Origin of the sequence: Bradyrhizobium sp. B025, assembly GCF_042257955.1 — a bacterium.
In the GTDB taxonomy this organism is placed as follows: domain Bacteria; phylum Pseudomonadota; class Alphaproteobacteria; order Rhizobiales; family Xanthobacteraceae; genus Bradyrhizobium; species Bradyrhizobium diazoefficiens.
Map to the genome: position 1 here is coordinate 2,916,676 of NZ_CP170150.1, position 24,432 is coordinate 2,941,107.

Here is a 24,432-nt window from a genome sequence, read left to right on the forward strand (position 1 = left end):
AGTATGGTCATGCGCAAGCGTCTCGGCATGATCACGCCATCGTCCAACTCGGTGCTCGAGCCCGTCACCAGCGCCATGCTGCATGGCGTGGCCGATGTCACCGCGCATTTCTCACGCTTCCGCGTCACCGAGATTGCGCTGGACGCCGCCGCGCTGAGCCAGTTCGACGCCTCGGTGATGCTGCCGGCGGCGGACCTGCTGGCGGATGCGAAAGTCGACGCCATCGCCTGGAACGGCACGTCCGCAAGCTGGCTCGGCATCGGCCGCGACAGGAACCTTTGTGAGGCGATCACGGCGCGCACAGGCGTGCCCGCGACGACGTCGACGCTCGCCTGCATCGATGCCGCCCGGGCGCTCGGTGCCAAACGCGTCGGCCTGGTCTCGCCCTATACGGACGACGTGCAGCGGCGGATCGCAGAGGTGTGGGCCGAGGAGGGGATCGCCCCGCGCGCCGAGCGGCATCTTGGACTGCGCGACAATTTTTCCTTCGGCGAGGTCGCGCCGGCGACGATTGCGGGTATGATCCGCGCGGTGGCGGCGGAAGGATCGGATGCGATCGTCATCCTCTGCACCAATCTCGACGGGGCCGCGCTGGCCGCCTCGCTGGAGCGGGAACTGGATATCGCCGTGCTCGATTCGGTCGCGGTCACGCTGTGGCGGACCCTGAGCCTTGCCGGCGGCGACATTGCGGCTCTTGCGGAATGGGGCCGGATATTCCAGACAATGTCAGCCATCAAGTGACGGAGACATCAGTGACGCAGCTCGATCTCGCCATTCGCGGCGGCACCATCGTGACGGCCAGCGACGAGTTCCGCGCCGATATCGGCATCCGTGACGGCCGCATCGTCAGCATCGCCGATCATCTCGAGGGCGCGGCGCGCGAGATCGACGCGACGGGCCTGCTGGCACTGCCGGGCGGCATCGACAGCCACGTCCACATCTCGCAAGCCTCCGGCCCTGACGTGGTGATGGCTGACGACTTCGCCTCGGCGACGCGCGCGGCGGCCGCCGGCGGCAACACCATGGTGCTGCCCTTTGCGCTTCAGGAGAAGGGCACCTCGCTGCGGACCTGCGTCGAGAACTACCGCAAGCTCGCCGAAGGCGAGTGCTACATCGACACCGCCTTCCATCTCATTATCTCCGATCCGACCGCGGTCGTGCTCGGGCAGGAACTGCCGGCCCTCGTCAAGGACGGCTACACCTCGTTCAAGGTGTTCATGACCTATGACGACCTCGTGCTCAGCGACAAGCAGTTGCTCGAGGTCTTCGACGTCGCGCGCCGCGAGGAGGCGCTGGTCATGGTCCATTGCGAGGGCTACGACGCCATCCGCTTCCTGACCACCAAGCTGGAGCGCGAGGGCCATATCGCGCCCTATTATCACGGGGTCTCGCGGCCGCAGGCGGTCGAGCGCGAGGCGACCCATCGCGCCATCAGCCATGCCGAAATCGTCGGCGTCCCCATCATGATCGTCCATGTCTCCGGCCGTGAGGCGATGGAGCAGGTGCGTTGGGCTCAGCAGCGCGGATTGCCTGTTCATGCGGAGACCTGTCCGCAATACATCACGCTGACGGCCGACGACATGAAGGGCCTGAACATGGACATTACGGGCGCGAAATACGTCTGTTCGCCGCCGCCGCGCGATGCCGAAAGCCAGCAGGCGATCTGGGAGGGCATTACATCAGGCGTGTTCCAGACCTTCTCGTCCGACCACTGCCCGTTCCGCTACGACGACCCGAAGGGCAAGCTGACACCGAATTCGCGCACCTCGTTCCGCTGGGTGCCGAACGGCATCCCCGGTGTCGAGACGCGGCTGCCGATCCTGTTCTCCGAGGGCGTGTCGAAGGGAAGGATCAGCCTACAAAAATTCGTCGAGCTGACCGCGACCAACCATGCGCGCATCTACGGCCTCTATCCGCGCAAGGGCTCGATCGGTGTCGGCTTCGATGCCGATATCGTGCTGTGGGACCCCAAATTGAAGAAGCCGATCCAGCAGGCCGATCTGCATCACGGCGCGGACTACACGCCGTGGGAGGGCTTTGACGTCACAGGCTGGCCCGTCACCACGGTTGCCCGCGGCCGCGTGGTGTACGAGCACGGCAGGATCGTCGGCGACAAGGGCGCGGGCGAGGTGCTGAGCCGCGGCAAGTCCAGCCTGGTGTGATCCTCACACGATGTGAGGATCACATCGGGTCGGCGATCTCCGCCGTCAGTTCGTCGGTCCGTCGCCGCGGATGGCGAATGTCGTGGTTTTCAGCTTGGTCATGCCGAACTTGTCGAACAGCTTGTCATAGGTGCCGTCAGCGCGGATCGCGGTGAGCGCATCGGCAACGGCCTGGGCCAGCAGCTTGTCGCGGAAGGCGAGGGTGATGTCGGTGCCGGCGATGTCGCGGACCCAGATCTTTGCGATGCCCTTCTGTTCGAGCGAGTTGGCGGTCTCGTTGATGTTGAGCGCGGCCTCGAGCTGACCGGCACGCAGCGCCGCTGAGGTGGCGGTGACAGTGGTGAAGGTGCGCAGCTCGATCGGCTTCAGGCCCTTGGCCTCCATCGCGGTGCTGAACTCGCGCGCCTTGCGCTCGGTGTAGGTCGCCGATTCCACGCCCACGACGCGGCCGGCGAGATCCTCGAACTTCTCCAGCTTCAGGCTGGAGGAGGGATCGGTGTAGATGCTGATCGCCTGCTGCGCGTAGGGCACGAGGTAGAGCATCTTGGACCGCTCCTCGGTCCAGAACAGGCCGGTGTTGATGGCATCGAAGCGGCCCGAGCGCAGCGCCGGGATCATCGGCGGGAAGTCCATGCGCAGAAACACCGGCTCGACGCAGATGCGCTTGGCGATCTCGCGGGCGAGCTCGACATTGAGGCCCTGCAACTCGCCCTTGTCGTCGACGAATTGCTGCGGCGGCAGCGTCGGGTTGATCGACATCTGCCACTTCGGCGCTTCGATCAGGCTCGAGGCCGGCACCTTCGGCGTGCAGGTCTGGGCGCCGGCGGCCTGGGACAGGCCGACCAGCAGGGCGAAGGCGGAGAAGATCTTGAGAAATCGCATCTGAATACTCCGATCAAATCGTGGGTGGCAGAGGAGCCGTTCTCCGGTCCGACGTTTTCTTCATTGTCTCGTCAAATGGCCGCCGTCACGTCGCGATCGGCCTGCCGGGTCAGGATCAGCGAGGTGTGGCGGGCGGTGGTCACCACCTCATCGCGCTGGTTGAGAAGGTCGAGCGTCTCGATGACGATGCCGCGCGCGGGATTTTTGGTCGGCCGCTTCTCGACGAAACGGAAACGCACGCGCAAGCTATCGCCGGCGACGATAGGACCTTTGAATTTGACTTCGTCCCAGCCGAGCGAGGCGACCGAGGTCTCTTCGTACAGCTTCAACTCCGACTTCAGCCCTTCCATCAGCGACAGGCCGAACAGTCCGTGGCCGATCACCGCGGGAAAACCGCGCGACTTCGCATAGCCGGCATCGAGGTGGAGCGGATGATGGTCGCGCGTGACGTCGGCGAAGACTGCGATATCGGCCTCCGTCACGGTGTGCGCGGCGGTCTCGAACTCCGCGCCGAGCGCAATGTCCTCATAGCGGAGATTGATCGGGGCGCTGGTGTCCATGCCCAATCCTCAGGCGACCTTGCGCGGCCGCGCCGGCAAGGCCTTGAAGCTCTGCGCGATGCCCATGGGCCCGGAGCGGAAGATGCGCGGATCCATGTCCTTCAGTTGCGGGCTGATGCGCGGCCGAAAGCCCATATGGGCGAGGATGTCCTCCTCCAGGCGGGCGCCCGGCGCGATCTCGGTCAAGGTCACGCTGCCGTTCTCCAGTTCGAACACGGCGCGCTCGGTGACATAGCTGACGTGCTGGCCGCGCTGCGCGGCAAGCGAGGCACTGAAGCTGATCTGACCAACCTGCGGCACAAACTTGCGGAAGGCGCCGTCGCGCCGGATCGCAAGGCGCCCGTTCTCGACGCCGATATCGAACTTGCCACCGGTCATGGTGCCGCTGAAGATCAATCGCTTGGCGTTCTGCGTGATGTCGATGAAGCCGCCGGAGCCGTCGCGGCGATCGCCGAAGCGGGTGACGTTGACGTTGCCGGCCTCGTCCACCTCGGCGAAGGAGAGGAAGGCGCAAGACAGCCCGCCGCCGTCGTAGAAGTCGAACTGATAGGCCTGGTCGAGAATGACGCGCGGATTGATCGCGGTGCCGAATTCGCGCGCATGGCCCGGCACGCCGCCGACCACGCCGGATTCGACCGTCAGCGTGATCAGGTCGGAGATGCCTTCCTCGGCCGCGACGTTCGGGATCATCGCGGAGATGCCGACGCCGAGATTGACGACGTCGCGCGGGCGTAGCTCGAAGGCGGCGCGGCGGGCGATCACCCGGCGCTCGGTCAGCGGATCGGGCGTGATCATCGCCTCGGGCACACGCGTTTCACCGCAGCGCGCCGGATCGTAGGCGGTGCCGTAGGTCTGCATCTGATCGGGCTCGAGCACGATATGGTCGATCAGGAAGCCGGGGATCTTGACCATCTGCGGATGGATCGAGCCGCGCTTCACGATGCGCTTGACCTGGCAGATCACGGTGCCGCCGGCATTGTGCACGGCCTGCGCGATCGAGAGATCCTCGCGCGTCGTGCCCTCGTGCTCCATGCTGACATAGCCGTCTTCGTCGGCGGAGGTGCCGCGGATGATGGCGACATCGGGCGGAGCGGGGACGCGGTAGAGCAGCCAAGACTGGCCGTGCAGCTCGAGCAGGTCCACCAGCGGTGTGGTGGTGCGCTTGTTCATGCGGCCGCCGTCCTGGCGCGGATCCATATAGGTGTTGAGACCGACATGGGTGAGCACGCCCGGATGTTTCGCCGCCATGGCGCGGCAGAGCTGGCTCATCACGCCTTGCGGAAAATTATAGGCGTCGATCAGCTCGTCACGAACGAGGCGCATGAACGGCACTTGCAAGCCGAAATTGCCGCCGATCACGCGCGCGACCAGGCCTTCATGGGCGAGATGGCAGAGGCCTTTCTCGGTCACGGCGCCGACGCCGGTGATGTTGATCAGGGTCAGATTGTGCGGACCCTGGCCACTGATGAAGCGCTGCTCCAGCGCGTCGAGAATGGCTTCGGCTGCCCCCGTGCCGCCATTGCCGCCGACGATCAGCGTGTCGGCATCGCGGATGAGGCCGGCGGCCTCTGCCGCCGTGATGATGCTCAGCATGATTGCACGCCCCGCATCACGCGGCCTCCTTCTCGACCTGGCGGGCGATGATGAGCCGCTGGATCTGGTTGGTGCCCTCGTAGATCTGGGCGAGGCGGACGTCGCGGAACAGCCGCTCGATGCGATATTCGCGCGAATAGCCGTTGCCGCCGTGGATCTGCAGCGCGTTGGAGACGTGCTTCATCGCCATGTCGGTCGTGAACAGTTTGGCCTGCGCCGCCTCCTTGGCGATCGGCTCGCCGGCATCGTGCAGGCGCGCGGCGTGGTGGATCAGAAGCCGCGCGGCGGCGATGTCGGTCGACATGTCCGCGAGCATGAACTGAACCGCCTGGAAGCCGATGATGGCCTGGCCGAACTGCTTGCGGTCGCGGGCATAGGCGGTGGCGTCCTCGAACGCGGCCTGCGCCATGCCGAGCGCCATCGAGGCCATCATCAGCCGGCTGAAGTTGAAATTGCTCATGGCCATCTTGAAGGCCTGGTTCTCCGGCCCCATCACACTGTCGGCCGGCAGGCGCACGTCGGAGAAGGTGATCTGGCAGTCGTCGAGGCCGTGCATGCCGAGCAGCTCCTCGTTCTTGCCGCGGGCGATGCCGGGCAGGGCGCCGTCGACCAGCAGGCAGGAGATGGAACGGTGGCCCGCCTCGCTGCCGGTGCGCGCGAACACCATGATGCGGTCGGCGACACCGCCGAGCGTCACCCAGGCCTTGGTGCCGTTGAGCCGCCAGCCGTTGCTCTCGCGCACCGCATGGGTGCGGATGCCGGCGACGTCGGAGCCGTGGTCGGGCTCCGAGACGGCGGTCGCAGGAATAATGTCGCCGCTGAGAATTTTCGGGATCAGTGCCTTGTGCGCGTCGGTGCCGTGATGGTCGAAGAACAGCACCGCCTCGACGGGGATCGCGAAGGCATTGGCGACTGCGCCGGAGCATCGCGCCAGCTCCTCCATCGCGATGCAGGCCGCGACTGCATCCAGGCCGGCGCCTCCGGCGCCCTCGCGCAGGCAGATGCCAAACAGGCCGAGATCGGCCATGCCCTTGTAGAGCGTGCGGTCGAAGCGGTCCTCGCGGTCGATCGTGGCGGCGCGCGGGAGGATCTCAGCCTCCGCGAAGCGGCGCGCTGTCTCGCGCAGGGCTTTCTGGTCTTGAGAGTAGAAGCGGTTCATGGCGTGCGGCTCCCGTCAGTCGCTGGCGAGCTTGGAATCGTGGGAGACCTCGCTGCGGTCGCGATCGAGGAAATAGACCGCGACGTCGTCGCCGGGCACGCCATAGGCGCTGCATACGCCGCGGGTCAGCGCGATGGCGGCGGCGCGGCGCTCGGCCTCGCTGCGGCGGAACGCATGCACCTTGAGCAGGATGCGCTGGCCGGCGGCCTGCGCGCCGAACGTGCCGGCATGGGCGTAGTCATCGGGCGCAATGTTCAGGAAATAGAGCGTGACCGTATCAGCGGTGACGCCGAACGCCGACATCAGGCCGTCGGTCACGGACCTCGCCAGCGCGGCCTTGCGCTGGTTTGGGACTTGCGGGGCGAGCACTTCGACATAGGGCATCGATCAGACCTTCGCGGGCTTGGACGCAGACGATTTGGCCGCAGACGATTTGGACGGGGATTTTGGCTTCGCTGACCTGGCGGAGACCGGGGCATCGAACTGGCGGCAGGAGTCGCGCTTGATCAGCCGGGCGCCGACGCGATACTCGCGAACGCCGTCATTGCCGTTGCTCTTCGCATCCATGCGTTGCAGCAACCGGTCGACGGCGAGATTGGCGAGATCGCGCGCGCCGTTGTCGACGATGCTGATCGCGGGGCGATGCCATTCGAACCACGGCATGTCCTCGTAGCAGAGCAGCGAGAGGTCGTGGGGGATCGCGATGTTCCGCTCCGCCGTCACGCGCAGCACGCCGAGCGTTGCCTCGTGGTTGGCCACGAAGATCGCGCTCGGCGGGCGCGGGAGGTCCAGCAGCTTGCGGCAGCCCGTCGCACCGGTCTCGGGGACGAAATGGCCGGCATGAATCAATGTGTCGTCCCTGGCGATACCGGCCTCGCGTAGCGCGCGGACATAGCCGGACAGCCGCTCGCGGCCGGACGTCGTGTCCTGGCGGCCGACGATCAACCCGATGCGCTTGTGGCCGAGCTCGATCAGGTGGCGCGTGCCGAGATAGGCGCCCTGCGGATCGTCGGCGAGCACGGTCTCGAGATCGGTTGCGTCGTCGCGCCGCACCAGGCAGACGATCGGGACGTCCTTCGCCAACGCCTTGAGCTGCGGGCCGTTCTTGCCGGTGGGCACCACGATCAGCCCGTCGATACGATGGTCGACCAGCGTGGTGAGGGTGTCGCTCTCCTGCTGCGGATCGTCGCCGCCGATGCACAGAAGCATCTGATAACCCAGCGCCTTCAGGCGCGCCTGCACCACTTCGGCCATCACCTGGAACGAGGCGTTGGTGAGGTTGTGAACCAGAAGCGCGACGAGCCGCGATTGTCCGGTCTTCAGTCCGCGCGCGATGGGGTTCGGCCGATAGCCTAGCTCGCGCGCGATGCGCGTCAGGCGCTGCTGCGTGCGCTCGCTGGTCAAGCCGGTTCCAGTCAGTGCGCGCGAGGCGGTACTGACCGAAACGCGGGCCGCCTGTGCCACATCTTTGAGCGTGACGGTCATCAAACCTGCCGATAGACTGCAATCGATTGCAGAAACGCTATGAGCTTATTCCACGCGGATCAAGCTCAAAAAATGGATGGTGTTGCCCAATGCAGAGCCATTTATGCAAACGATTGCATAAGGCGTGCGGATATTCCGCAGGCGGCACCCATCGCCTGAATTCACCCGAGCACCCGGCAGTTCCCTGATGAAGACGTTCCGCGGCACCTACACCGTCATGATCACCCCGTTCACGGCAGCGGGCGAGGTCGATGTCGCAGCCTTGCGCGCCTTCGTCGACTGGCAGATCGCGGAAGGCATTCATGGGCTGATCCCGCTCGGCTCGACCGGCGAATTCCTGTCTCTCGACGACGACGAGAAGGCGCTGGTGGCGGAGGTCGTCATCGGCCAGGCCGCGGGGCGTGTGCCCGTGCTGATCGGCACCGGTGCTGAGGATACCCGCGAGGTCGTGCGCCTCAGCCGCCGTGCTGAAAAACTGGGCGCCGACGGCGTCATGATCATCCCGCCGTTTTATTCGACGCCGACCGACGACGAACTCGTCCATCACTACAAGACGGTGGCCGACGCGATCGCGCTGCCGATCATGGTCTACAACAACCCCGCGACCGCCAATGTCGATCTCAAGCCACAGCTCGTGGCGCGCATCGCCGAGATCGACAACTGTCTCTATATCAAGGAGTCGACGCTGGAGGTGACGCGGGTGCGCGACATCATCCGGCTCTGCGGCGACAGGATGACCGTGTTCGGCGGCATCCTCGGCTTCGAATCCTTCGTCGAGGGCGCGCAAGGCTGGGTCGCGGTGGCCTCCAATGTGGTGCCGTCCGAGATGGCGCGCATCTTCAGCCTCGTCGCGGACGAGGGCGCCATCAAGGAGGCGCGCGAGCTCTATCTGAAATATCTGCCGGTGATCGAGTTCGTCGGCGGCCAGGCCTATGTCGCCGGCAGCAAGGCGCTGCTCGGCCATATGGGCCTTGCGGTCGGCGGCCCGCGCCCGCCGCGACTGCCGCTGCCGGCCGCACAGGACGCGGCCGCGCTGGCGCTGGTCAAGTCGTTCGGTCTCGCGTGGCGCGGCGCGTCCATTGCAGCCGCTTAAACCAGGTGTGATCGATGAACCTGCTCGATGGCGTCAAGATCCTCAGCTTCAATCATTACCTCGCGGGCCCGCTGGCCGCACAGACGCTCGCCGATCTCGGCGCCGACGTCATCGCGGTCGAGCCGATCGAGGGCGCGTTTCAGCGCAACTGGGCGGTCGCCAATCACTTCGTCGCGGGTGATAGCGTCAATCACCTGGCGACCGGGCGCAACAAGCGCAGTCTCGCCGTCGATCTCAAGCATCCCGACGGCATCGCCGCGGTAAAGAAGCTGGTCGCGACCGCCGATGTCGTGATGGAAAACTTCCGGCCGGGCACCATGGCCAAGCTCGGCCTCGGCTACGACACGCTCAAGGCGATCAACCCCGGCCTGATCTATGCGGTGGCGACCGGGTTCGGATCGGAAGGGCCCTACAAGGATCGTCCCGGCCAGGATCTGCTGCTCCAGGCGATGTCGGGCCTTGCGATGCGGACGGGGCGGGCGGACGGCGAGCCGACCGCTGTCGGCGCGGTGATCGTCGATCAGCATGCGGCCTCGCTCTATGCCATGAGCATTCTCGCGGCACTGTTTGCCAGGACCAAGACGGGGACGGGGCAGCTCGTCGAGGTCAACCTCTATCAGGCCGCCCTCGATCTCCAGGTCGAGCCGCTGACCGCCTGGCTCAATGGCGCGCCGTCGCCGACGCCGCGCGGTCCGGCCGGAATTGCCGCCTGGTTCAGCCCCGGGCCTTACGGCATTCATGCGACGGCCGACGGCCATCTCGCGATCTCCATGGCGGCGCCCAAGGCGCTCGCGGCAGGGCTTGACTGCGAAGAGTTGAAGCGGTTCGGCGAGGCCGACAGTTTCTCGAAGCGCGAGGAGATCACGCGGATCGTCGCGACGCGTCTGAAGCAGAAGTCGACGGCCGATTGGCTGCCCTCGCTCGAGGCGGCGCGGATCTGGCACGCGCCGGTACAGGATTATCGCGACCTCGAGGCCGATCCCCAGCTCAAGCATCTCGGCGTGTTCAAGAGCGCCGAGAGTGCCGGCGGCGCGCAAATCCGGATGGTGGCGCATCCCGCTCGCTATGACGGCCGGACGCCGGAGGTGCGGCTGGTGCCGCAGCGGTTAGGTGCGCAGACGCGCGAGGTGCTCGGCGAGATCGGCTACGACGCTGCCGACATTGACGCGATGATCGCCGGCAAGGCGGTGGGAGTGGCGCGATGATCGACTTTTCAATCCCTGAGGATACGCGCCTGCTGGTCGATACCGTCCGCCGCTTCGTCGAGACGGAGGTGCAGCCGCTCGAAGACGTCGTGGAGCAGACGGCCAAGGTGCCGCCCGATGCGCTGGCGGTGACCAAGGCCAAGGCCCAGAAGCTCGGTCTTTATGCCATGAACATGCCGGCGGATGTCGGCGGCGGCGGGCTGTCCTGCGTCGAGCACTGCCTCGTCGAGGAAGAGTTCGGCAAGACCTCCGATGCGTTGATCCGCCGCGTGTTCGGCCAGGTCTATCCGATGCTGATGGCCTGCAAGGGCGATCAGGTCGAGCGTTATCTGCTGCCGACGGTGAAGGGCGACAAGATCTGCGCCATGGCGATCACCGAGCCGGGCGCCGGCTCCGACGCCGCCTCGATCAGCACGACCGCGCATCTCGAGGGCGACCAGTGGGTGCTCAACGGCACCAAGCATTTCATCAGCGACGGCGACATCGCCGATTACGTGATCCTGATGGCGCTGACCGACAAGGAGAAGCGCGCGCGGGGCGGCATCACGCTGTTTCTGGCCGATCGTGGCACGCCTGGCTTCAAGGTCGCACGCACGCAGCCGATGATGGGCCACCGCGGCTATGGCCACGCCGAGCTGGCCTTCGAGGACTGCCGCATTCCGAAAGCGGCCGTGCTCGGCGAGGTCGGCGGCGGGTTCAAGCTGATCATGCAGAGCGTGCTCCAGATCCGTCTCGCCCATATCGGGGCGCGTGCCGTCGGCATGGCGCAGCGTGCGCTCGAGATGATGCGCAAGCATGCCGGCGAGCGGCGTCAGTTCGGCCAGCTCATCGGTGACTTCCAGATGGTACAGAAACTGATCGCCGATTCCGCCACGGAGATCTTCGGCGTCAAGATGATGGTGATGAACGCCGCCTGGGACATCGATCAGGGCAAGGATGCGCGGGACAAGGTCTCGATGATCAAGGTCGCGGCCTCCGAGATGCAGGGCCGCGTCGTGGACCGCGCCATCCAGGTGTTCGGCGGCATGGGCTTCAGCAAGGACCTGCCGCTGGAGCGCATGTATCGCGACGCGCGCGTCACCCGCATCTATGACGGCACCTCCGAAATCCACCGCATGCTGGTGGCGCGCAGCACCATCAAGAATGGCTTGCAGCTCTAGGGAAACGACCGATGTCTCACGCACCTCTCAAGCCCGGCGCCGTCTTCGCCTTCCGCAAGACCATGACGGTCGCGGAGCAGGCGATGTTCACCGGCATCAGCGGCAATCTCGGCGGTCTCTATGTGGACGCCGTCCGCGCCAGGAAGGCCGGCGCCTCCAACATGGTCGCCTTCGAGCTCGCGGTCGGCGGCCTTGCCACGACCTGCCTCAGCCAGCTCGGCGGACCGACGCGGCGGATCGGCGGCATCGCGCTGAACTTCGCTGCGCCGGTGATTGTCGGCGAGTCCGTCGAGGCCAAGGCCGAGATCGTCTCGGTTGCCGGTGATGACGCGGTCTGCCGCGTCACCTGCACGCTGTCGCCCTCGGGGGCGACCGTGGTGGACGGCACCGCGACGCTGGTTCCGTTCGCGAAGGGCTGAGCCATGTACGAGCCGAAATCCTTCGACGATCTGAAGGTGAACGACAGGGTCAGCCTCAGCAAGACCATCACCGAGGCGGATGGTGCGCTCTATATTGCTGCGACCGGCGATTTCGGCCCTGTTCATGTCGACGAGGTCTACGCGGGCGCAACGCGCTTCGGCCGCAGGCTGGCGCCGGGGATCATGGTCGCGGGGCTCTGCACCAGCATCCTCACCAGCGAGCTGGTCGGCACGATCGGCGTCTCTGTCGAGGACCGGTTCTGGTTCACCGGCCCGGTGTTCTACGGCGACACGCTCACCTTCGACGTCTGGATCGCCGAGCAGCACGACGAGACCCGCACCATCATCTGGGAGGCGAGCGCCCGCAACGAGGGCGGCCTCGAAGTGCTGAAGGCGCGCGCGAGCCTGAAATTTCCACGGCGGAAACCGTCATGAGCAAGCCGATGAGGAAACCTGACCTGCGCGGCGTCACGGTCGCGACCGTGCTGCCCTTCAAGGACGACAGCTCGATCGACTGGGACGGCTACGCTCGCGTGCTCGACTATTGCGCCTGTCCGGACGGAATCGCGGCCGTGTTCGTCAACGGACATGCCGGCGAGGGCGGGTCGCTCTCGGACGACGAGCGGCAGGCGGTGATCGAGCGGACGCGCAAGCACATCGGCGGCAAGCCGCTGCTTTCAGGCATCATCGCGCATTCCACCGCGGAAGCGATCCATCAGGCGCAGCTCGCGGAAGCTGCTGGCGCCGATTGTGCCGTGTTGTTCCCGCCGGCGCCGCTTGGTGGCGGTGCATCGGCGACCTCGCGAGCACCGGTGGCCTTCGTGCAGGCGGTCAGTTCCGCTATCGGCATTCCAGTGTCGATCTTCCAATATCCACTGGCGTCCGGATTTGGCTACTCACCGGAGACGCTGGCGAAGATCGCAGCGCTCGACGGCGTCATCGCCATCAAGGAGGGCAGCGACAGCATCTTCGCCTATGACGAGAATCGCCGGGCGGTGAAGCGGGCCGATCCCTCCGTTGCGATCCTGCCGTCGAACTTCAACTGGTTCCTGCCGCAGCTCGCCATCGGCGGCGACGGCATTCTCTCGGGCCTTGTCAGCCTCGCGCCGGATCTGTTCGTCGCGCTTTGGCAGGCGGCGCTCGCCGACGATCTCACCGCGCTGCGCGCGGTCAACGAGCGGCTCTATCCAATCGTCCGCGCGATCTATGGCCCGGCGCCGATCATGGACATGCACACGCGCATGAAAGTCGGGCTCAAGGCGCTCGGCTTGATCGGTAACGCCGATCCGCGGCCGCCGCTGCTGCCGGTCGTTCCGGCGTTGTGCGAGGCCATCGCAACGACGGTCGGTGCAGCGCGCGCGACCGGCGACATTCGTCTGGCGTGAGGGACGAACCCGTGGCCGACGAAGCCTTCATTCACATCGTGCGGGTCGACATCGATCCCGAGCACGAGGCCGCGTTCAACGCCTGGTACGAGCAGAGGCATTTCCCTGATTTGCTCGCCTGTCCCGGCTGGCTGTCCGCAAAGCGCTTCGTCTCGATCGGCGACGGGCCGAAATACGCCGCGATGTACGAAGTCGCGGGACGATGGGCGTTCGAAACGCCGGAGTTCCTGAAGGTGAAGGGCTTCGGTCCGTTCGAATCCCTGGTGAAGAACTTCATGCGAATCCAGCTCAGGCCGATGTCGGGACCGGCTTGAGGGGGCGAAGACGATGCTGCCTGTCGTGTCGTGAGATCCGGCCGGCCGCATCCAACAAACATTGAGGGGAATCCCGGGCGAGGGACTGCATCGGTCATTGGCGTCTTACTGGAGGTATCACATGCTCTCGACACTGCTTCGCCTGAGTGCGGCTGCCGCACTCGCTCTTGCATCCACGGCTGCGCATGCGGCCTGTACGCCTGGGATCACCGACGACAATCTGATTGCGCCCGGGAAGTTGCAGCTCTCGATCAATCCGACCAACCCGCCGCAGCAATTCGTCGACAAGGACGGCCAGTTGCAGGGCCTCAACGTGGAACTCGCCGCCGAGCTCGGCAAGCGGTTGTGTCTTCCGGTCGAACTCGTCCGGATGGATTTTCCGGCGATGATACCGGCCATGGCCGCGGGCCGCATCGACGGCATCGACACCGGCATGTTCTGGACCGAGGAACGTTCGAAGCTGATGTACATGGTGCCGTACGCCATTCAGGCGATTTCGGTCGTGGTTGCGCCCGACAGCGGCACAAAAATTGCTACCGAAAATGATCTGATCGGAAAAACATCCGCCGTCGAGGTCAGCACCTACCAGATGAATTGGCTCAAGAAGCTCAGCGATGCGAGCGTGGCGAAGGGCGGCGCAGCCGTCGAGATGCGGACCTTCCCCACCGCCACCAACGTCGTCAGCGCGCTGCTGGCCGGCCAGGTGGACAACGCGCTGCTCGTCGATAGCGTGGCGCGCGATCTCACGGGCCGCGGTCGCGTCAAGGAAGTGCTGAGCGGGCTCGGCACGGCGCGCACCACGCTCGGTTTCCGCAACAAGACGGTGGTCGATGCCGTCGTCAAGGCGCTGAACGCCATGCGTGCCGACGGCAGCTACCAGGCGCTGTTCGACAAGTTCGGCCTGACCAGCATGCCGGCCGATCAGCCGCTTGCGATCGCCGGCCCGGGTCCGGCCTGATACCTACGGAGACGAGCCGATGAGCCATTTCAGTCCGACGGCCGCCGTCAACTACTTCTTCAACTACTTCCTGATGAAGGGGGTGCTCGTCACCATCGGCCTGACGGTGGCGGCGGTCATCGGCGGATTGATCCTCGGCATGGGCATCGCGTTGATGCGCATGTCGTCCAACCCGGTGCTGTCGGGCGCGTCGCGCTTCTACATCTGGTTCTTCCGCGGCACGCCGCTGCTGATCCAGCTCGTGGTGATCTACAGCGGCTTGCCGCAGCTGGGGATCAAGTTCTCCGTTATCACCTGCGCGCTGGTCGGCCTGATCCTCAACGAGGCGGCCTACCTCGCCGAGATCGTGCGCAGCGGCTTCATGGCCGTTTCGGCGGGACAGCGCGAAGCCGCCTGGGCGCTCAGCCTGTCGCCCTGGGTGACGTTCCGCCGGGTGACCCTGCCGCAGGCGTTCCGGCTGATGATCCCGCCGCTCGGCAACTCCATCAACTCGCTCTTGAAGGCGACGTCGCTCGCCTCCGTGATCTCGGTCGAGGAGCTCATGCGCCGCAGTGACATGCTGATGCAGGAGCATTTCCAGATCCTCGAAGTCTATGCGGCGGCCACGGCCTATTACCTGATCCTCACCTCGGTCTGGGATGCGGTTCAACGCCGGCTGGAGAAGCACTTTGGTCGGTCGAGCGCTGCGAAGTCGAGGCGCGTCGCGGCGAGGGCGCCGGTTACGCAGGCGGGTGTGGAGGCCCGGGCATGAGCGAGATGTCGATGAATGCGGCTAGCGGCGTCGAAGGTGCAACGCAGCTCCGCGATGTGCCTGCGGTTCGCATGGAGGCCGTCTACAAGCACTATGGCGACTTCACCGCGCTGGACCAGGTCGATCTCAGGGTCGCCAAGGGCGAGAAGATTGTGGTCTGCGGTCCCTCCGGCTCGGGCAAGTCGACGTTGATCCGCTGCATCAATCACATCGAGAAGCACGACGAGGGCCTCATCTACGTCAACGGCGTCGAGCTCGATCGCCAGCGCAAGAACATCGACGCGGTCAGGCGCGACACCGGCATGGTGTTCCAGAGTTTTAATCTGTTTCCGCACATGACCGTGCTGGAGAACTGCATCCTGGCCCCGATGACCGTGAACAGCATGAGCGAGGCAGAAGCCAAGGACCTCGCCATGCATTTCCTGACAAAAGTCCGCATTCCGGACCAGGCCGAAAAATTTCCCGGGCAGCTCTCGGGCGGCCAGCAGCAGCGCGTCGCGATCGCACGCGCGCTGTGCATGCGGCCGAAGATCATGCTGTTCGACGAGCCGACCTCCGCGCTGGACCCCGAGATGGTCAAGGAGGTGCTGGAGACCATGAAGAAGCTGGCGGAGGAGGGCATGACCATGCTGTGCGTGACGCACGAGATGGGCTTCGCCCGCGAGGTCGCCGACCGCATCGTGTTCATGAACGAGGGCAAGGTTGTGGAGCAGGCCGTACCGGAGGAGTTCTTCCAGCATCCGAAGTCCGAACGGGCGCGGACGTTCCTCGACCAGATCATTCACTAGCGGGCGCGGCGGCGGTGTCCGGCGAGATGACGCAAACATTCAGCGATCGCCTTCGCGGCATTCATGCCGCCACGATCGTGCCGATGACGCCCGATTTCGAGATCGATGAGACAAGACTGGCGGATCATGTGGCCTCGGTCGCGTCCACGCCGGGCATCAATGGCCTCCTGGTCAACGGCCATGCCGGTGAGAATTTTGTGCTGTCGCTCGCCGAAAAACAGCGCGTGGTGGAGCTGGCGCGCGAGTACGCTCCGAAAGACTGCCTGATCGTCTCTGGCGTCAATCACGAATCGAGCCTGGAGGCCGCGCGCGAGGCGGCTGTGCTGGAGCGGGCGGGCGCGGACGGGCTTCTGGTGTTTCCTCCCAACAGCTGGGCGCTCGCACACGCCGATGATTGTGTCATCGCACATCACCGCCATATCCGCGATGCCACCACCGTGCCGCTGATGCTCTACGCCGCGCCGGTCGGTGCGGGTGCCATGGCTTATGCATCGTCGCTGCTGGAGCAACTGGTTGCCGACCCTCGCTTCGTTGCGATCAAGGAGGGCAGCTGGGAGGTCGCGACTTACGAACAGAATCTGCGACTGATCCGCAAGCTGCGGGCGGAGTTCGTCGTGCTCGGCTCGGGAGATGAGCACCTGCTGACGAGCTATCTCGTCGGCTCGGCCGGCAGCCAGGTCAGCCTTGCCTGCGTCGTGCCGGAGCTTGTCGTCAGCCTCTGGAATGCGGCTGAAGCCGGTGATTGGGAGCAGGCGCGGGCCGCGCACGAGAAGCTCTATCCGCTTGCGGTCGCGATCTATCGCGATGCGCCGGGAGGACGCGCGACGGTGCGGCTCAAGGCCTGCCTGAAATTGCTTGGGCGTCTTTCATGCGACGCGGCGCGACCGCCGCAGCCACCGGCAACTTCAAATGAGTTGCGGGCACTCGAGCAAGCGCTGCGGATCGCCGGCGCGCGCTGAAGCCTGATGGCTTTTGGTTGACTCGATCTCGCGGCGGGATCGGTCACCTCTCCCGCTTGCGGGAGAGGTCGGCGCACTTGCGCCGGGTGAGGGTTCTATCCTCTTGGCGAATCCCACCGCGGAGACACCCTCTCCCCAACCCTCTCCCGCAAGCGGGAGAGGGAGCGTACCTGCCTCGCGGCTCGCAGTCAGACCTAACTTCATCATCTTCTAAGCCGCGAAGAACGGATTGGCCGGCCGCGCAAGGCCGAGGTGATCCCGCAGCGTCGTCCCCTCATAGTCCGCGCGGAACAGCCCACGCTCCTGCAGGATGGGTACGACGAGCTCGACGAAATCCTCGAACCCTTCGTGGAAATAAGGCGGCATGACGTTGAAGCCGTCGGCGGCGTGCTGCTCGAACCAGAGCTGGAGCGTATCGGCGATGCGCTCGGCCGAGCCGCACAGCACCCAATGGCCGCGGGCGGCGGCGGTGAGGTTGTAGAGATCGCGCAGCGTCATGTTCTCGCGGCGGCCCTTGGCGAGCATGACGCTGGCGAAACTGTGATAGCTGTCGGACGGTGCGATGTCCGGGATCGGCCCGTCGAGATCGTAGGCCGACATGTCCCGGCCGAAGCGATCGGACAGGATCGCGAGCGCATTGCTGCCGCTGACAAAGCTCTGGAGCACGTTGAGCTTCTCGAACGCCTCCTTGTCGGTGCGGCCGACGACGGGCATCACGCCCGGCAGCACCGTGACGTCGTCGGCTTTGCGGCCGAACGCCGGCAGTCGCGTCTTCAGCGACGTGTAGCCGGCCTTGGCCTCCTCGATATCCTGCACCACCGAGAACACGATATCGGCGGTGCGCGCGGCGAGCGCCTGTCCGGCCTCGGAGCCGCCGGCCTGAAGCACGACGGGGCGACCTTGCGGGCTGCGGCCGATGTTGAGCGGGCCCTTTACCTTGAAGAAGGCGCCGTCATGGTCGATCGGGCGGAGTTTTGCCGGATCGATGTAGACGCCACTGCTGCGGTCGGCGACGATGGCGTCATCCGCCCAGCCGTCCCACAGGCCCTTGACCACGTCGAGGAATTCGCCGGCCATCTCGTAGCGGCGGGCGTGGTCGGGATGGGTGGTGCCGAAATTCGCAGCGGTCGCCGGATTGGCCGTCGTCACCGCATTCCACGCCGCGCGGCCCCTGGAGATGTGGTCGAGCGAGGCGAACACGCGCGCGACCGAGAACGGATCGCTGTAGGTGGTCGAGACGGTGGCGCCGAGCCCGATATGGCTGGTCGAAGTCGCGAGCGCAGCCAGCATCGTCAGCGGCTCGAGCCGCAGCGTGTAGGAGGGATGGGCGGCGGCATCGGCATAGAGATTGTCGCCCATGAAGATCAAGTCGAACTTGCCGCGCTCGGCGGTGCGGCCGATCTCCTGGATCGCCGCAAAGTCCTGGAAGCTGTCGACCGCGCCTGGATAGCGCCAGCCGGCGACGTGGCTGCCGGTTCCCAGGATAAACAGGCCGAGATGCATCTGTCGTTTCATGGCGTCATGTCCAGAACAGGATCTTGCGTTCGAGGAAACCGATCAGGCCGAAGAAGGCGAGGCTCGCCGCCGATGCGACGAAGATCGCCGCCCAGACCTGGACGAAGTCGATCTGGAGCACGGCTTGGTAGATCACCCAGCCGAGCCCGCCATGTGCACCGAGCATCTCGGTGACGATCGCGACGATCACGCTGCGCACCGTCGAGACGCGCATGCCGGCGAGCAGCAGCGGCAGGGCCGTCGGCAGGCGCAGGCGCCACAGCACACCGAAGCGGCTTGCGCCAAAACTCTTCATGAGATCGACGGCGCGGCGGTCGACACGGTCGAGCCCGGCCAGCATCGAGAGCAGGATGGTGAAGCTCACCGCCATCGCCACCATCACGATCTTCGAGCTGACGCCGATGCCGAACCAGAGCAGGATCAGCGGCGAATAGCCGACCACGGGCACCGAATTGATCGCGGTGGCCAGCGGCAGGATCGCGCTGCGAAGTGCCGGAACCAATGCGATTGCGACGGCGAGGCCGATACCGATCAGGCATCCGAGCCCGTAGCCGACCAGCGCTTCGAGCAGGGTGTAACCGGCAGCGTCGATGAGCGTCGCGCGCTTGGACCAGAGGCCGGCGAGGATGTCGGTGACGGCGGGCAGGACATAGGCCGGCAGATGCAGTCCGCGCGCTGCGCCTTCCCAGCACGCGACCAGGAGGACGGCGCCCAGGATGCCGCGCTGGACGGAGAGCGAAGGTGAGGCAAGCGCGCGGCTCATTGCTCGGCGCTCCAGAATACCAGCCGTCGCTCCACCGCGGCGACCACCGCATAGAAGCCGGTGCCGAGCAGCGCCGCGGCGAGCAGGGCGGCCCAGATCGCGACGACATTCTCGGTGAACATGGCCTGGAGCAGCAGCACGCCGAGCCCGGTGGTGTCGCCGAACCATTCGCCGACGATGGCCCCGACGAGGCTCAGCGATGCGGCGAGCCGCAGCGCGACGAAGATTTGCGGCAGTGCGGTTGGAAGCTGCAAGCGGAGCAGGAGCTGGCGGTTGGAGGCGCCAAAGCTGCGCATCAGGGCGATCTGCTTGGGATCGACGGTTTCGAAGCCCAGCAGCGTGTTCACCGTCACCGGAAAGAAGGTCAGATAGAACGCAATGATCGCCTTGGCGAGCAGCGTATTGCCAAACCACAGCACCACGAGCGCCCCGAAGGCGATGACCGGAATCGTCTGCGACACCACGAAGATCGGAAACACCATCTCGCGCAGCGCGCGGATGCGGAAGAACACGACGCCCATGAGCACGCCGAACGCCCCGCCCGAAGCAAAGCCGATCAGCGTTTCGGCGAGTGTACGCAGGAAGCCGTCGACATAGGCGCGAGGCGTCGCCGCGATCGCCATCAGGATCGTGCTGAGGCGCGGCAGGTAATAAGGCCGGATGCCGAACAGCTGCACCGAGCCTTCCCAGATCACCGCCGCAATCGCAAGGCCCAGCAGGAGCCGGACCAGCTTGCGCAACGAAGCCGGCATCGCGATGCGCTGCGCAGCAACCCAGCTCTTGCCAAGCGATGCCGCCGAAGGGCTGCTCACGGCAGCCGGTCCGCCAGCGGAACGCTCTGGATGAAGCTTGCATCATACGCGGCGGCAAGATCCAGCGGCTTGGAAATGACGCCGTACTTCAGGAAGAAGTCGTGGGCGGTCTTGACCGCGTCGGCATCGATCCAGAACATGCCGTTCTTCGCCGCGGCGCCAGCGGTCATCAGGCGCTTTACCTCGGTGAGCATGAACTCCTGCTGCGCGCGGTCGAGCGTCGGAGCCGCGGCCATCACGGTATCGACGGCACCCTTGGGGTCTGCGAAGGCGTCCTTCCAGCCTTTGAGAGAAGCGCGCAGGAACGCCTTGACCAGCTCAGGCTTCTCCTTGGCGGTCGCCTCGGCCACGATCAGCGTGTCGCGCGGGAAGGTGATGCCGTAGTCCTCGGCGACGAAGGTCTTCAGGCTGTCCTTCGGCATGCGCGACTGGATGGTGTAGAACTCGTTGTAATAGGTCGCGGTGACCACATCGACGCTGCCGTCGACGAAGGGTGTCACCGAAACCTGCTGCGGCTGGATCTTCAGCTCATCCGGCTTGATGCCTTCCTTGGCCAGCATGCCGTTCAGCACATGGTTGGCGCCGGTAAACCAGGTGGTGACGGTCTTGCCCTTGAAATCCTGGATCGTCTTCACCGGCCCGTCCTTGCGGGTGACGAAGATGAAGGGCGTGATCTGGTGCGACACGCCGATGCAGACGATCGGCAGTCCCTTGTCACGCGCCGCGAACACGCTGTCGGTGCCGCCGGACAAGCCGAACGTGTCGGCGCCGGTCGCGACCAGGTTCTCGGTGAGCAGGTTGGGTCCGCCGGGATTGATGGTGAGGTCGATGCCCTCGGCCTTGTAGTAGCCCTTGGCGGCCGCAACGTAGAATCCGGCGAACTGCGCCTGCGGCAGCCATTTCAGGCGCAGGCTTGCCTTCTGCAATTCAGCGGCGGGCGCGGCCGTGACAAGCGAGCCGGTCGCCAGTGCGATGGCGGAGAGGGCGAAGAAGGCGTGGCGTCGGCTCAACATGGTCAAACTCCAGGCGGTGAAATCAATTGCGGTAGGACGGATCGGTGCGGTCGAGCTGGCGCATCAGCGCCGGCCACTCGCGTTCGCCGGGCACGAGGATGTCGCCCTGCAATTCCCAGAACTGGCGCGCGGCTTTCTCGCAGACCTCGTGCGGCGGCATCACCAGCTTGGCGCCGGCTGCGGCCGCCGCCTGCATCTGGAGCTGGATCCGCGCGGCGCGTTCGAAATAATACAGCAGCATGAAGGCCTCGCCCGGCGTCCGTCCGACGGTGAGGATGCCGTGATTGCGCATCAGCATCACCTTGTGCGGGCCGAGGTCGCGCACCAGGCGAACCTGCTCGTCGAGGTCGATGGCGACGCCTTCGTAGTCGTGGAAGGCCTGGCGGTCGTAGAAGCGCATCGCGAACTGGCTGAGCGGCAACAGGCCTTTCTCTTGCCCTGAGACCGCGACGCTCGCGTCGGAATGGGTGTGCAGCACGCAGGCCGCGTCGTGGTTCGCGGTGTGGATCGCGGCATGGATGACGAAGGCCGCGACGTTGACGGCATGCGGCGTGTCGTCGAGCTTGTTGCCCTTGGTGTCGATCTTCACCAGGCTGGATGCCGTGATCTCGTCGAACAGCAGGCCGTAGGGATTGATGAGGAACTGGTCCTCGTGGCCGGGCACGCGCAAGGAGATGTGGTTGTAGATCAGGTCGTCCATCCCGAGCTTGGCGACCATGCGATAGCAGGCCGCGAGCTTGATCCGGGCATCCCACTCGGCCGGTTCGATGCCGCGCGGCGCGGCTTGCGGCGCTGACATCGCATTCACGGCGTCTTCTCCTGCGCGATGGAGGATTGGAACGACTTCATGCTTTCCTCCTCGATGGCGTCGAGCAGCGTGCGCTTGAGGCGCACGAATTCCGGAGAGGTGACGATCTCGGGCCGGCGCGGGCGGGGCAGGTCGACGACCTGTTCGAGCTTCACCGAGCCGGGACGCGCCGTCATGACCAGCACGCGGTCGCCGAGGAAGATCGCCTCGTCGACGTCATGGGTGATGAAGAGAATGGTGCGGCGGTATTTCTGCCAGACGTCGAGCAGCCAGCGCTGCATCATCGCCCGCGTCAGCGCATCGAGCGCGCCGAACGGCTCGTCCAGCAGCATCAGGTCGCGTTCGAACAGGAAGGTGCGCATCAGGGCGACGCGCTGGCGCATGCCGCCCGACAATTGGTTGGGATATTGCTTCTCGAAGCCGGCGAGCCCGAACTCGGGCAGCATCTTCAGCGCCTTTGCGCGCGCCTGCTCGCGCGGCATGCCCTCGACCTCGAGCGCGAGGATGGCGTTGTCGACGACATTGCGCCAGGGAAACAGCAGGTCGCGCTGCGGCATGAAGGAGACGCGGCCGAGCAGGTCGGCGGCGTGGCAGCTCTTGCCCTCGAAGCGCAGGATGCCGCCGGCGTCGGGCTCTTCCAGGCCGGCGACAATATTAAAGAGGGTGCTCTTGCCGCAGCCGCTCGGGCCGACGACGGTGACGAACTCGCCGGGGGCGACGCTCGCCTGAAGTCCGGACAGTGCCGCAACGGAGCCGAAGGTCTTGTCGATCGCGCGCAGCTCGAGCAGCGGCTCAGGCTTCGGGTGAGCCTGCGGGGCCTCGATGGCCGGTCCGGGATCGGGGAGGCGGGCAGCCTGCACCGGGATGTCCTTGTATAATGGCGGCGGCCATTCGCATACGAAAGCGGACCGCGTCGAAATCTCTTAGCAACTCGTGTGCCAGTGCGATTTCGCGGCAAATCAGGCATAAGATTTGCGAGTTGGCAGGTGGATATCCCGGAGATGCACGCGTCTCCGCCAGAAAATCGGCCGGTTCACTGGAAGATTGGTGCCATTTTGTATACGTATATCGATATCGGAGAAACATGATGGCGGATATTGGTGCACATGCCGGAGGCAGGCGCGTGAAAAATGGGCACGAAACCCTGGCCGCAGGCCCCGGCATGACGCTCGCCGAGAGCCTGCGCCAGAAGCTCGAAGGGGCGATCGCGGCGGGGCATCTCGAGCCGGGCAGCCGGCTCGACGAGCAGGAGATCGCCCAGCGCTTCGGCGTCTCGCGCACGCCGGTGCGGGAGGCATTCCGTCTGATGGCCGCCAACAATCTGGTCGAACTGCGCGGCCGGCAAGGGGCGACGGTCCGCAGCATCAAGGCGCAGGCGCTGATCGAGATGTTCCAGGTCATGGCGGAGCTGGAAGGGCTCTGCGCGCGGCTCGCCGCGCGGCGCGTCTCCCAGGCCTGGGGGACTGAAATTGGCGAGATTCACCAGCGGCTTGTGGCGGCAGGTGAAACCGGCGATATCGATGTTTTCTACGACATCAACCAGGAATTTCACGAAGCGATCTACGAAGCCTCGCGCAACGCCTTCCTGGTCGAGCAGACCCGCAAGCTGCGCAACCAGGTGGCGGCGTATCGCCGCCGGGTGACGCGCATGCCGAACCGGATCGCCGACACCGTTCGCGAGCATGAGGCGATCATGCAGGCGATCCTGACCCACGATCCGGAGCGGGCGCACAGCGCCATGCGGGACCACGTCAACCTGCTCGGCGACAATCTTCTGGACTTCCTCGCCGCCTTCGAATGACCCTCGGGTCGCTTGGTATGCAAATTGCTAGACCTTGTATATCTAGCTTGCATCCTGGAGACCCGGAGTGGACCTGAAGCTGACGAACAAGACCGCCCTGATCACCGGCGCGTCGAAAGGAATTGGACTTGCGGTGGCCGAGCTCTTCGCCGCGGAGGGCTGTCACCTGCATCTGGCCGCCCGCAATGGCGAGGCCATGCTCCAGGCCAAGCGTGATCTGGAAGCCCACTTTGGCGTGAAGATCACCATCCACGCGCTCGACCTGTCGAGCACGGCCGCGATGGAGAAGCTCGCGGCCGAGGTCGGCGACATTGACATCCTCGTCAACAATGCCGGCGACATCCCGGCCGGCTCGCTGGAAATCCTCGATGATGCCGCCTGGCGGCGCGGCTTTGATCTCAAGGTGTTCGGCTACATCACGCTGTCGCGTCTTTATTATCCGCGCATGAAGGGCAAGGACGGCGTCATCATCAACATCATCGGCAATTCCGGCGAGAACTGGGACGCGAGCTATATCGCGGGCTCGACCGGCAACGCGGCGCTGATGTCCTTCACCAAGGCGCTCGGCGGCCGCAGCCTCGATCACGGCGTGCGCGTTGTCGCGGTCAATCCGGGACCGGTTGCCACCGACCGCATGCTCAAGATCATGAAGCGCAAGGCGATCGACATGCTCGGCGACGAAAGCCGCTGGGAGGAGCTGTTCGACAAATATCCCGGCAAGCGCCCCGCGACGTCGGAGGAGGTCGCCGATCTCGTCGCCTTCCTGTCCTCGCCAAGGTCCGGCTACATCACCGGCACCGTGGTGACGATCGACGGCGGCATCGCCGCGCGCGGCTCGGTGATCTGA

Annotated in this window: 27 protein-coding genes; 15 read left to right on the forward strand and 12 right to left on the reverse strand. The window is 65.5% G+C overall.

The features are described 5' to 3' along the window. Positions 1-3 precede the first annotated feature (3 nt). The gene (locus ACE10W_RS13355) at positions 4-741 is read left to right on the forward strand and encodes an aspartate/glutamate racemase family protein (RefSeq protein ID WP_011086078.1); all 738 of its coding nucleotides are present in this window, start codon (positions 4-6) and stop codon (positions 739-741) included. Further along, entirely contained in the window at positions 702-2,162 is a 1,461-nt protein-coding gene (gene hydA / locus ACE10W_RS13360; protein ID WP_011086079.1) for a dihydropyrimidinase, read from the forward strand. Before ACE10W_RS13355 ends, hydA begins: the two co-directional genes overlap by 40 nt. A 45-nt stretch (positions 2,163-2,207) precedes the next feature. Here the strand turns inward: hydA and ACE10W_RS13365 are convergent, their stop codons facing one another. The 6 genes from ACE10W_RS13365 to ACE10W_RS13390 form a co-directional block, all read right to left on the reverse strand. Next, positions 2,208-3,044, reverse strand: a complete 837-nt coding sequence (locus tag ACE10W_RS13365) for an ABC transporter substrate-binding protein (RefSeq protein ID WP_028172104.1) — start codon at positions 3,042-3,044, stop codon at positions 2,208-2,210. Positions 3,045-3,115: 71 nt separating this feature from the next. Further along, positions 3,116-3,604, reverse strand: a complete 489-nt coding sequence (locus ACE10W_RS13370; RefSeq protein WP_110116035.1) for a MaoC/PaaZ C-terminal domain-containing protein — start codon at positions 3,602-3,604, stop codon at positions 3,116-3,118. 9 nt (positions 3,605-3,613) lie between these two features. After that, on the reverse strand, positions 3,614-5,197 hold the full coding sequence (locus ACE10W_RS13375; protein WP_304552067.1) for an acyl CoA:acetate/3-ketoacid CoA transferase: 1,584 nt from the start codon (positions 5,195-5,197) through the stop codon (positions 3,614-3,616). Positions 5,198-5,213: 16 nt separating this feature from the next. Beyond that, complete coding sequence (locus ACE10W_RS13380; protein WP_304552069.1) at positions 5,214-6,356, reverse strand: acyl-CoA dehydrogenase family protein; 1,143 nt, start codon at positions 6,354-6,356, stop codon at positions 5,214-5,216. A gap of 15 nt (positions 6,357-6,371) precedes the next feature. After that, positions 6,372-6,740: a tautomerase family protein gene (locus ACE10W_RS13385; RefSeq protein ID WP_304552071.1), complete on the reverse strand. Its 369-nt coding sequence runs from the start codon at positions 6,738-6,740 to the stop codon at positions 6,372-6,374. Positions 6,741-6,743: 3 nt separating this feature from the next. Then, positions 6,744-7,841 carry a LacI family DNA-binding transcriptional regulator gene (locus ACE10W_RS13390; RefSeq protein ID WP_304552074.1) on the reverse strand — a complete coding sequence of 366 codons (1,098 nt, stop codon included), beginning with the start codon at positions 7,839-7,841 and terminating at the stop codon, positions 6,744-6,746. Between the two features lie 184 nt (positions 7,842-8,025). Here ACE10W_RS13390 and dapA point away from each other — a divergent pair, with 184 nt between their 5' ends. The 11 genes from dapA (at position 8,026) to ACE10W_RS13445 (ending at position 16,873) form a co-directional block, all read left to right on the forward strand. Beyond that, positions 8,026-8,934 carry a 4-hydroxy-tetrahydrodipicolinate synthase gene (dapA, locus tag ACE10W_RS13395; RefSeq protein ID WP_028172098.1) on the forward strand — a complete coding sequence of 303 codons (909 nt, stop codon included), beginning with the start codon at positions 8,026-8,028 and terminating at the stop codon, positions 8,932-8,934. Positions 8,935-8,948: 14 nt separating this feature from the next. Beyond that, complete coding sequence (locus ACE10W_RS13400) at positions 8,949-10,139, forward strand: CaiB/BaiF CoA-transferase family protein (RefSeq protein WP_304552075.1); 1,191 nt, start codon at positions 8,949-8,951, stop codon at positions 10,137-10,139. Next, on the forward strand, positions 10,136-11,299 hold the full coding sequence (locus ACE10W_RS13405; RefSeq protein WP_304552076.1) for an acyl-CoA dehydrogenase family protein: 1,164 nt from the start codon (positions 10,136-10,138) through the stop codon (positions 11,297-11,299). The genes ACE10W_RS13400 and ACE10W_RS13405 overlap by 4 nt, the downstream gene beginning before the upstream one ends. An 11-nt stretch (positions 11,300-11,310) precedes the next feature. Beyond that, positions 11,311-11,718 carry a MaoC/PaaZ C-terminal domain-containing protein gene (locus tag ACE10W_RS13410; protein WP_304552077.1) on the forward strand — a complete coding sequence of 136 codons (408 nt, stop codon included), beginning with the start codon at positions 11,311-11,313 and terminating at the stop codon, positions 11,716-11,718. 3 nt (positions 11,719-11,721) lie between these two features. Beyond that, positions 11,722-12,153 (forward strand): MaoC/PaaZ C-terminal domain-containing protein, encoded by a 432-nt coding sequence (locus ACE10W_RS13415; protein WP_011086090.1) that lies wholly within the window; start codon positions 11,722-11,724, stop codon positions 12,151-12,153. 8 nt (positions 12,154-12,161) lie between these two features. Then, on the forward strand, positions 12,162-13,103 hold the full coding sequence (locus ACE10W_RS13420; RefSeq protein ID WP_370204067.1) for a dihydrodipicolinate synthase family protein: 942 nt from the start codon (positions 12,162-12,164) through the stop codon (positions 13,101-13,103). Between the two features lie 11 nt (positions 13,104-13,114). Then, positions 13,115-13,417 (forward strand): DUF4286 family protein, encoded by a 303-nt coding sequence (locus ACE10W_RS13425; RefSeq protein WP_304552093.1) that lies wholly within the window; start codon positions 13,115-13,117, stop codon positions 13,415-13,417. A 121-nt stretch (positions 13,418-13,538) separates the two neighbouring features. Beyond that, entirely contained in the window at positions 13,539-14,375 is an 837-nt protein-coding gene (locus ACE10W_RS13430) for an ABC transporter substrate-binding protein (RefSeq protein ID WP_060911315.1), read from the forward strand. 19 nt (positions 14,376-14,394) lie between these two features. Further along, a complete protein-coding gene (locus ACE10W_RS13435; RefSeq protein ID WP_304552096.1) occupies positions 14,395-15,126 on the forward strand; it encodes an amino acid ABC transporter permease in 732 nt (243 codons plus the stop codon). Continuing rightward, positions 15,123-15,914, forward strand: a complete 792-nt coding sequence (locus tag ACE10W_RS13440; RefSeq protein ID WP_304552098.1) for an amino acid ABC transporter ATP-binding protein — start codon at positions 15,123-15,125, stop codon at positions 15,912-15,914. Before ACE10W_RS13435 ends, ACE10W_RS13440 begins: the two co-directional genes overlap by 4 nt. Positions 15,915-15,940: 26 nt before the next feature. Next, entirely contained in the window at positions 15,941-16,873 is a 933-nt protein-coding gene (locus ACE10W_RS13445) for a dihydrodipicolinate synthase family protein (protein WP_060913012.1), read from the forward strand. 210 nt (positions 16,874-17,083) lie between these two features. Here the strand turns inward: ACE10W_RS13445 and ACE10W_RS13450 are convergent, their stop codons facing one another. From ACE10W_RS13450 to ACE10W_RS13475, 6 genes are read right to left on the reverse strand one after another with little or no spacing between them, the layout of a single operon-like run. Continuing rightward, entirely contained in the window at positions 17,084-18,388 is a 1,305-nt protein-coding gene (locus ACE10W_RS13450) for an LLM class flavin-dependent oxidoreductase (protein ID WP_161535630.1), read from the reverse strand. A 4-nt stretch (positions 18,389-18,392) separates the two neighbouring features. Next, positions 18,393-19,151, reverse strand: a complete 759-nt coding sequence (locus ACE10W_RS13455) for an ABC transporter permease (RefSeq protein ID WP_161535629.1) — start codon at positions 19,149-19,151, stop codon at positions 18,393-18,395. Further along, positions 19,148-19,963 carry an ABC transporter permease gene (locus ACE10W_RS13460; protein ID WP_161535628.1) on the reverse strand — a complete coding sequence of 272 codons (816 nt, stop codon included), beginning with the start codon at positions 19,961-19,963 and terminating at the stop codon, positions 19,148-19,150. Before ACE10W_RS13460 ends, ACE10W_RS13455 begins: the two co-directional genes overlap by 4 nt. Further along, entirely contained in the window at positions 19,960-20,976 is a 1,017-nt protein-coding gene (locus ACE10W_RS13465; RefSeq protein ID WP_161535627.1) for an ABC transporter substrate-binding protein, read from the reverse strand. Before ACE10W_RS13465 ends, ACE10W_RS13460 begins: the two co-directional genes overlap by 4 nt. Before the next feature lie 22 nt (positions 20,977-20,998). Beyond that, positions 20,999-21,784 (reverse strand): class II aldolase/adducin family protein, encoded by a 786-nt coding sequence (locus ACE10W_RS13470; protein WP_161535626.1) that lies wholly within the window; start codon positions 21,782-21,784, stop codon positions 20,999-21,001. Next, positions 21,781-22,644, reverse strand: a complete 864-nt coding sequence (locus tag ACE10W_RS13475; RefSeq protein ID WP_161535625.1) for an ABC transporter ATP-binding protein — start codon at positions 22,642-22,644, stop codon at positions 21,781-21,783. Before ACE10W_RS13475 ends, ACE10W_RS13470 begins: the two co-directional genes overlap by 4 nt. 119 nt (positions 22,645-22,763) lie before the next feature. Here ACE10W_RS13475 and ACE10W_RS13480 point away from each other — a divergent pair, with 119 nt between their 5' ends. Next, the gene (locus ACE10W_RS13480; protein WP_304552102.1) at positions 22,764-23,585 is read left to right on the forward strand and encodes a GntR family transcriptional regulator; all 822 of its coding nucleotides are present in this window, start codon (positions 22,764-22,766) and stop codon (positions 23,583-23,585) included. A 67-nt stretch (positions 23,586-23,652) separates the two neighbouring features. After that, positions 23,653-24,432, forward strand: a complete 780-nt coding sequence (locus ACE10W_RS13485; RefSeq protein ID WP_161535623.1) for an SDR family oxidoreductase — start codon at positions 23,653-23,655, stop codon at positions 24,430-24,432.